We start from the raw sequence: 7,998 nt of genomic DNA, 5'->3' as shown, positions 1-7,998 counted from the left end.
TATGCGCAACATCAGCCGTATTGTCGATGCCAACGGTTTAGACCGAGAAGCCTTGCTGCGCGAAATGGAACAACCTTATTTCGTTCCAGAGAACACGCCTCTGCACACCCAACTGCTGAACTTTCAACAGCAGAAACTGCGCTTGGGCACGGTCGTGGACGAATACGGCGACGTTATGGGCCTAGTTGCACTGGAAGATATCTTAGAAGAAATCGTGGGCGAGTTTACCTCGAGTCTGATAGCGCAAGACGATTACATCACGCCAGAGCCAGACGGCACTTTCTTAATTTTAGGCAATGCCTCTATTCGAGATGTCAATAAAGCGCTCGATTGGTCGCTACCCACCGAGGGGCCAAGAACCATCAGCGGACTGATGCTGGAAATACTCGAATCATTCCCGGATGCAAACGTCAGCATGGCTATTGGAGAACATCGACTCGAGATCGTCAGCCTCGACAGCAAGGTGATTCAATCTGTTAAGGCCTTTAAGGCTAGCTAAGCCCATTACTGCCTTGTTTTAGCCGACGCTCTTTGGCGCGCGCGAGTATTGCATTCTTCTCTGCGGACGAAGCCATGAACCAATCGGTAATCTCGCTGCCTGACCGAAAACAACCGATGCACACATCATTTTCATCAAGCGCACAAATAGACACGCAGGGCGAAGACACGAGCTCCTCACCGGTAAGCGGATCAATAATTACTGGACGTGGGCGTTGCGCAGATTCAGACATTACAGGCTCTCCGGATCAACAAGGTTAATGACATCAAAGGCGGGTTCTTCGTAGGGATGCGCATGGCGTAGTGCCTTTACAGCCTCCTTAATGCAGGCATCGTCGCAGACCAGCTCTACTCGGTACTCACTCACACGCTCGAGTTGCCCATTCTGACCGATAAACGGCGTTGCCCCGGGCATTGGCTTGAACTGCCCGGCGCCCAAGGTTTGCCAGCAGCAATGCTCATAATCACCAATTCGGCCTGCACCCACCTCGAAAAGAGCCGTCTTGACGTGCTCTAGATGGGTCTGAGGCACAAAAAATACGAGTTTCTTCATAATTCCAGTGCCGGTGCCTCCAGCCCTTGCGCCTCGTAAAATTGACCCGCGTACTCGTCGAGCGAGTGCGTCTCAATAGCTGATCTAATATTACGCATGTGTGTTTGGTAGTAATGCAAATTATGAATAGTGTTCAGCTGCGAACCCAAAATTTCTTTGCACTTGTCTAGGTGATGCAAATAGGCAACCGAGAAGTTACGACAGGTATAACAATCGCAGTTAGCATCCAGCGGTGCGGTCGAACGCTTGTGCTTGGCATTGCGCAACTTCACCACGCCCTCACTGGTAAACAAATGCCCGTTACGAGCATTGCGAGTCGGCATCACGCAATCAAACATATCGATACCACGTCGGACCCCCTCGAGCAAATCCGCTGGTGTACCCACGCCCATCAAATACCTGGGTTTATCGGCTGGCATAACGTCCTTTAAGACATCTAGCACATGAAACATTTCTTCTTTAGGCTCTCCCACAGATAGCCCGCCAATTGCGTAACCATCAAAGCCCAAGTCGACCAAACCCTGCAAGGATTGATGCCGAAGATCTTCGTACATTCCACCCTGAATGATACCGAACAGCGCTGCATCGTTCCCCTCGTGTGCCGCCTTGCTGCGTTTGGCCCATCGCAGTGACAGTTCCATGCTGCTTTTCGCCACGCTGTGATCGGCGGGATAAGGGGTGCACTCATCAAAAATCATGACGATATCGCTACCCAAGTCGCGCTGGATACGCATTGACTCTTCCGGGTCCAAAAACACTTTAGCGCCATCAACGGGCGATTGAAAGGCAACTCCCTCCTCGGAGATTTTGCGCATTGCACCCAGACTAAATACTTGAAAACCACCGGAATCAGTCAGGATCGGACCCTGCCAACCCATAAAGTCATGCAGATCACCGTGCGCTTTTATGATGTCAGTACCGGGTCGCAACCACAAATGGAAGGTATTACCCAAAATAATATGTGCACCTAGGTCTTCGACATCGCGCGGAGTCAAACCTTTTACCGTGCCGTATGTTCCCACGGGCATGAATGCTGGTGTTTCTACTACCCCGCGGGGAAACGTCAAAGCACCGCGGCGCGCATACCCATCTTGAGTATTGAGTTGATAGTGCATTCGACAAGATTCATCGCTCATAAAGCCATCCTAGGCAATAAACATGGCATCGCCATAACTAAAAAATCGGTATTCGTGCCGAACTGCTTCATCATAGGCCGCTAATACCGACTCCCGGTCGGCCAAGGCACTCACTAGCATAATCAGGGTCGACTCTGGTAAATGAAAGTTCGTGATTAATGCATCCACTGTTTTGAACTCGTAACCGGGGTAGATAAAAATTTCAGTATCACCCTGCATCGATCGCAAGCGCCCATCAAGGCTAGCCGATTCTAAACTGCGAACAGACGTCGTTCCAACGGCGATGACTCGGCCTCCGCGCTGTTTGGTCGCCTCGACAAGCTTCACCACCTCGTCCGACACCTCAAACCATTCTGTGTGCATGGTGTGTGCGCGAATATCGTCCTCTTTGACGGGCTGAAATGTACCTGCCCCTACGTGCAAGGTCACTTCGGCAAATTCGACACCTTTGTCTTTAAGCGCCCGCAAAATCTCAGGGGTAAAGTGCAATCCCGCCGTCGGCGCCGCGACAGCACCCTCTTTTTTAGCATAAACGGTCTGATAGCGATCTAAATCGGCTTGCTCCTCAGCCCTCTCTATGTAAGGCGGCAAAGGCATATGACCACAACGGTCAATCAAAACCGTAAGAGCCTCGTGTTGTGCTTCAACTAAAAACAAAGCCCCCTCGCGTCCGAGTACGGAGACTTCGCCCGCAACTCCCGAGCGATCTTTGCTAAAAATCTCGACCACCGATCCTGGTTTGGGTGAACGACTAGAGCGCATATGTACCAAGGCTTGTTGAGGACTGACAATGCGCTCGACCAATATTTCTAACTGACCACCAGTCGGTTTTTGGCCGTACATTCGAGCTGGAATGACTTTCGTGTTATTAAATACCAACAGATCATTGGGCCGAATTAGCTCAAGCAGATCAGTAAACTGCGCGTGACTGACAGCACCCGAGTTGCGGTCAAGGCAAAGCAAGCGCGAAGCACTGCGATCCGGCAGCGGGTGCTGAGCAATCAAATGCTCGGGCAAATCAAAATAATAATCGCTTTTGTATGTCGACATACAGGAATGAGCTCACTATAAAAAAGCCCACCGAGGTGGGCTTTACGCATCAAAACGTTGTACGTTTACTCTGCGTCTTTGGTTTCTTCTTCAGCTTGTGCTTCTTCAGCTTGTGCTTCTTCAGCTTGTGCTTCTTCCGCAGGTGCTTCCTCAGCAGCCGCTTCTTCTGCAGGCGCTTCTTCTACCTCAGGCTCTGCGGGTGCTGGCTGAGAAAGCTGGATTAAACCTTCCGCGAGCAATACCGCCGCTTTATCGTCGCCGTTTACGGCAGCGCCTTTCAAAGTCGTCACTGCATAACGACCATCTTTGCGCTTGTAGATTTTGTGCGTCGCTGTTTTTTTAACCAATACTGTGGCCATAATCTTTTCTCTCTTGGTACTCAGAAAACGGTTCAGGTCCCATACCCAAACTCGAGGGCGCGAAGTGTACCCTTCAATCCGGTGTTTGGCCACTTTTTCGCTGTCTCTCGATAAAAACCCGATTTCAATGATTGCACTTTTAAAGCGCCTTGCTATAATCCGCGCCCTGCACTTCTGAAGTGCTTTCCCCTCTGTGCCGGAGTGGTGAAATTGGTAGACACGTCGGATTCAAAATCCGATGCCCTTAAAAGCGTGCCGGTTCGAGTCCGGCCTCCGGTACCAAAAAAGAAAACCAAATCTTCAGCATTCCAAGCACCCCACAATATCCCAGATATTCGAGCCGGACGAGAACCGGAGGTTCGACATTTTGCGACTACAGGAGCAAAGTGGGCGCAGGAGCGAAGCGACGGCGGTTGCGCAGCAACTAAAAGCGGCGGAGGCAACGCCGCTTTTATCAATCCGGCCTCCTGTACCAAAAAAGAAAACCAAATTTTAAGCATTCCAAGCACCTCACAATGTCCCAGATATTCGAGCCGGACGAGAACCGGAGGTTCGACATTTTGCGACCACAGGAGCAAAGTGGGCGCAGGAGCGAAGCGACGGCGGTTGCGCAGCAACTAAAAGCGGCGGAGGCAACGCCGCTTTTATCAATCCGGCCTCCGGTACCAAAAGAAAACCAAATTTTAAGCATTCCAAGCACCCCACAATATCCCAGATATTCAAGCCGGACGAGAACCGGAGGTTCGACATTTTGCGACCACAGGAGCAAAGTGGGCGCGCCATCCCACGTCGACATGGCTGTCATCAAACGAGTACACTCGTGGCACCAAGAACAATAAAGGAAGGGCTGCGATGGACGCCAGACTTCAAGCACTGCTCGACAAGCAAGAAATCTACGAACTGATTTACGCCTATTGTCATGCCGCTGACAGGCACGACAATGAACTCATGCGCTCGCTATACCATGAAGACGCAATTGACGAGCACGGCGATTTTTACACGGGACCCGCGATGGGCTTTATCGATGAGTTACCCAACATTCAAATCCCGATGCTAGGACTGCACCACAATGTCACCACGATTAATCTGAAACTTGACGGCGACTATGCAGAAGGCGAAGTGTATCTTATCGCCTTCCACAAAATAGACACCGATGAGGGCCCTGTAGATTTACTGATTGGCGGGCGCTACTTTGACAAGTACGAAAAGCGTGAGGGCGTCTGGAAATTTGCTCATCGAGCCATTGTTGCCGATTGGGCTAACTACCATAGTCCTTCGATTTCGACGCTGGACGAAACCATTGTGCACGGTGCAAAGATTGGAAAGCCGGGCCCGGCCGACCCATCGTATGCCTTCTTCAAACTGTTTAAACGTGGCGCGAGTACCCAATGAGCTGGGCCACGCACGTGTTTTAACCTACCGTAACAGACGGCGCTTAGTGCCAATGGTTACAGAGCATACGCACTAAAAAATTCCGCTCAGCTCGCCAGACTTTAACGCTGGAAAATCCGCTAATTCTGCAGCAAATCCAGCGCCATCGCCGTCATGGCTTTAACCCCGGTATCGATCGATTTGGCAGGGTCTGGCGCGAAAAATGGCGAATGAAGCGATGGCAGATTTGTCTCGCCACGCTCAAAAGCCTGCCATTTTGCCTCGGGCACAACGCCCAAACGGATCATAAAGCTGGGAATCTTTTCGTCCGTACGTCCATACCGAGCAAAATCTTCGCCGCCCATCTCTTTCGTCACTTCAATCACGTTAGCAGCACCAATAACAGCTTTCATGACCGCAACGCTGCGCGCCACTAACTCTGGGTCATTCCATAGCGCCGGCGTATACTCATCTTTCACTTCTACCACTGGTAGCAAGTCTTCTGGAAAACCCATTGCCTCTGCATTTTTGATTGCAATACGACGAATCCCATTAAGCAAGATTTCTCTTGTCGCATCTGAATAAGAACGAACGGTTAGCTGTAAAGTTGCCGAATCGGGAATAATGTTGTGTTTAGTTCCCGCGTGAATCGAACCGACCGTAACCACGCCCGGCTCTACTGGATGAATCTCGCGTGAAACGAGTGTCTGCAAATCCATAATGATCGACGCCGCCAACACAATCGGGTCTTTGGCGTTATGCGGGTACGCCCCATGCCCGCCAATACCCTTCAACTGAATGTCGACCGAGTCGACGTTTGCCATCATCCAGCCCGGCACGTAGCCAATTTGGCCTGCAGGTAAGGTAGCCAATGTGTGCAGAGACAAATTGTAATCTGGTGTCGCGAAGCGCTCGAACAGACCATCATTTAACATGGCTTTAGCGCCCGCCCCACGCTCCTCGGCAGGCTGCGCTATCACCATCAAAGTCCCCTGCCATGCATCTTTTTGCGTCGCCAAATTAAGGGCTGTTTCGGTCCCCACGGTCATATGCACATCGTGACCACAAGCGTGCATCACGTGTACCTCCTGCCCCGTCATCTCGATGGATTTTGCTCGACTAGCGTACGGCAACCCCGTTTGCTCTTGCACCGGCAAAGCATCGGTATCCATACGAATCATTAATGTCGGGCCTTCTCCATTTTTTAGGAGACCAACCACACCGTGACCACCCACCTGCTCGGTTACCTCAAAGCCCGCACGTCGCCAGGTGCGTGCGAGAAGCGCCGATGTTTTCTCTTCTTGAAAAGACAGTTCGGGGTTTGCGTGGAGATACTCGTAAAAGCCCAGACGATCAAAATCTTGCGCGCTGGTAACGCTCGACGCCAACAAAACGGTGGTGACGGTTGCAATACGTACTAAAGACATCAGAATAAGCCTCACATGTTTTAATGAAGTCTAACAAAGCCGTTCCAAGTAGCAATGCTATTTGTTTAACCTCGCGGCCAAGACTTCATGTTGACCAAGGAGCACATCATGAGTCAGTTTAGCGGCAAATCTGTCTGGGTTACCTCTGCAGATCGTTACATGGGCCCGTCCATTGCTGACGAATTCGAACGTCTCGGTGCGATCGTGACACGCGACACGCATGTCTTGTATGACGATCACTATTTGCTGGAGACTCTTGCGGATATACCCGATATTGTCATCGCGAACTTGGCCGAGCCACCTCGTAAAGATGCGCTAGAAGCCATTCAAGACGACGATTGGAATGTGTTGTTTGATCATCTTGTTCACCCATTAATGCGAATTATTCGCCATGTCAGCGGCCCCATGAAAGCTAGAGGATACGGCAAGATCGTGGCGATTACGTCGGCGGCGCCCTTACGAGGCATCCCTTTTGCCTCGGGCTACTGTGCTGCGCGCGGCGCACAAAATGCCTTTATCAAAGGCGCAGGCTTAGAACTGGCTAAGTTTGGGGTACAAGCTAACGCCATTGGGCAAAACTACATCGAAAACGACACCTACTACCCACCGGAGCTGATGCAGGATCCACGCTTCATCAGCAGTTTGTCTTCTCAAGTTCCAACCAAAAAAGTCGGTAGGGGTCTGGAGACGGCCAAACTGGCAGCCTATTTAGCGGACCCCGACGTGCAGCACGTGGTGGGACAAATCATACCACTTGCAGGCGGCTGGACGACCTAGTCCAGCCCCGCAAATCCAAAGAAATTATTTGCCTTGAAACTTCGCTTGACGGCGCTCAATGAAGCTTTGCACGCCCTCGATGGAGTCTTGGCTTTGCATCAACTTTGCTTGCACAGGGTCAAGCGCATCAATACAAGCTTGCACGCCCTCATTTAAGAACCGGCGCGCACTAGCTTTGGTGGCTTGAACAGCCAGTGGTGCTTGTGTTGTGGCAATGTGTTGAGCCAGTTCGAGCGCTCGATCAAACTCTTGCCCTAGGGGCACGACCTCTTGAACTAGGCCAATTCGGAGCGCCTCGGCGGCGTCAAACACATCGCTGGTGAGCAAGTGGTACATAGCGTTACCCCAACCGGCGCGCTCCACAAAACGGAACGTCGCGCCACCCGTTGCATGAATACCCCGAGCAGGTTCTAGCTGGGAAAATCGAGCGTTATCGGCGGCGATGACAATATCACCCGCCAAAGCGAGCTCAATACCAAAAGTGTAAGTAATACCTTTTACGGCCGTAATTACCGGCTTTTTGCACGCTCGTCCTAACGCAACGGGGTCACAACCTTCTCTCGGGCGACTGACACCAGTGGAGTCCTCCATCGCGTTCGTCCACTTAGGTAAATCCAACCCTGCAGTAAAATGGTCGCCATGGGCGTGAATCAAGCCCACCCAAAGACTGTCGTCTTCATCAAGGCGGGTAAACGCCTCGACCAATTGCTTTGCCATAGTAGGCGTATAACCATTGTATTTTTCTGGTCGATTGAGGCCAATTAAAAAGACATTACCGCGCACTTCAGTGCTGATTGAACCTTCGCTACTCATGCTTATCCTTGTCG

The 7,998-nt window shown here is 51.3% G+C and carries 10 protein-coding genes and 1 tRNA gene; 4 read left to right on the top strand and 7 right to left on the bottom strand.

Features of this window, described 5'->3' with window-relative positions; genetic code table 11:
* Positions 1-499: transporter associated domain-containing protein (locus tag ACTF5Z_RS04370; RefSeq protein ID WP_438984642.1), on the top strand; the 499-nt coding region annotated here is incomplete at its 5' end.
* Here ACTF5Z_RS04370 and ACTF5Z_RS04365 read toward each other — a convergent pair.
* From ACTF5Z_RS04365 to ACTF5Z_RS04345, 5 genes are all read right to left on the bottom strand, one after another.
* Positions 492-731 carry a DUF1289 domain-containing protein gene (locus ACTF5Z_RS04365; RefSeq protein ID WP_438984641.1) on the bottom strand — a complete coding sequence of 80 codons (240 nt, stop codon included), beginning with the start codon at positions 729-731 and terminating at the stop codon, positions 492-494. The genes ACTF5Z_RS04370 and ACTF5Z_RS04365 overlap by 8 nt on opposite strands.
* On the bottom strand, positions 731-1,051 hold the full coding sequence (locus ACTF5Z_RS04360; RefSeq protein ID WP_438984640.1) for an NGG1p interacting factor NIF3: 321 nt from the start codon (positions 1,049-1,051) through the stop codon (positions 731-733). Before ACTF5Z_RS04360 ends, ACTF5Z_RS04365 begins: the two co-directional genes overlap by 1 nt.
* Positions 1,048-2,166: a tRNA guanosine(34) transglycosylase Tgt gene (gene tgt / locus ACTF5Z_RS04355; protein ID WP_438984648.1), complete on the bottom strand. Its 1,119-nt coding sequence runs from the start codon at positions 2,164-2,166 to the stop codon at positions 1,048-1,050. The genes ACTF5Z_RS04360 and tgt overlap by 4 nt, the downstream gene beginning before the upstream one ends.
* 30 nt (positions 2,167-2,196) lie before the next feature.
* Positions 2,197-3,237, bottom strand: coding sequence for a tRNA preQ1(34) S-adenosylmethionine ribosyltransferase-isomerase QueA (gene queA, locus ACTF5Z_RS04350; protein WP_438984639.1), 1,041 nt, complete (start codon positions 3,235-3,237; stop codon positions 2,197-2,199).
* Between the two features lie 65 nt (positions 3,238-3,302).
* On the bottom strand, positions 3,303-3,596 hold the full coding sequence (locus tag ACTF5Z_RS04345) for a hypothetical protein (protein ID WP_438984638.1): 294 nt from the start codon (positions 3,594-3,596) through the stop codon (positions 3,303-3,305).
* A 195-nt stretch (positions 3,597-3,791) separates the two neighbouring features.
* Here ACTF5Z_RS04345 and ACTF5Z_RS04340 point away from each other — a divergent pair.
* Both ACTF5Z_RS04340 and ACTF5Z_RS04335 read left to right on the top strand, forming a co-directional pair.
* Positions 3,792-3,878 (top strand) — tRNA-Leu (locus ACTF5Z_RS04340).
* Positions 3,879-4,448: 570 nt separating this feature from the next.
* Complete coding sequence (locus ACTF5Z_RS04335; RefSeq protein ID WP_438984637.1) at positions 4,449-4,988, top strand: nuclear transport factor 2 family protein; 540 nt, start codon at positions 4,449-4,451, stop codon at positions 4,986-4,988.
* Positions 4,989-5,107: 119 nt separating this feature from the next.
* Here the strand turns inward: ACTF5Z_RS04335 and ACTF5Z_RS04330 are convergent, their stop codons facing one another.
* Positions 5,108-6,394 (bottom strand): amidohydrolase, encoded by a 1,287-nt coding sequence (locus ACTF5Z_RS04330; RefSeq protein WP_438984636.1) that lies wholly within the window; start codon positions 6,392-6,394, stop codon positions 5,108-5,110.
* 108 nt (positions 6,395-6,502) lie between these two features.
* Here ACTF5Z_RS04330 and ACTF5Z_RS04325 point away from each other — a divergent pair, with 108 nt between their 5' ends.
* The gene (locus ACTF5Z_RS04325) at positions 6,503-7,171 is read left to right on the top strand and encodes an SDR family oxidoreductase (RefSeq protein ID WP_438984635.1); all 669 of its coding nucleotides are present in this window, start codon (positions 6,503-6,505) and stop codon (positions 7,169-7,171) included.
* 24 nt (positions 7,172-7,195) lie between these two features.
* Here the strand turns inward: ACTF5Z_RS04325 and ACTF5Z_RS04320 are convergent, their stop codons facing one another.
* Positions 7,196-7,984 (bottom strand): crotonase/enoyl-CoA hydratase family protein, encoded by a 789-nt coding sequence (locus ACTF5Z_RS04320; protein ID WP_438984634.1) that lies wholly within the window; start codon positions 7,982-7,984, stop codon positions 7,196-7,198.
* Positions 7,985-7,998 lie beyond the last annotated feature (14 nt).

The organism is Aequoribacter sp., assembly GCF_965659035.1.
In the GTDB taxonomy this organism is placed as follows: Bacteria; Pseudomonadota; Gammaproteobacteria; order Pseudomonadales; family Halieaceae; genus Aequoribacter.
The sequence above is the reverse complement of the archived record's forward strand: the minus strand, read 5'-3'. Positions and strand labels throughout refer to the sequence as shown.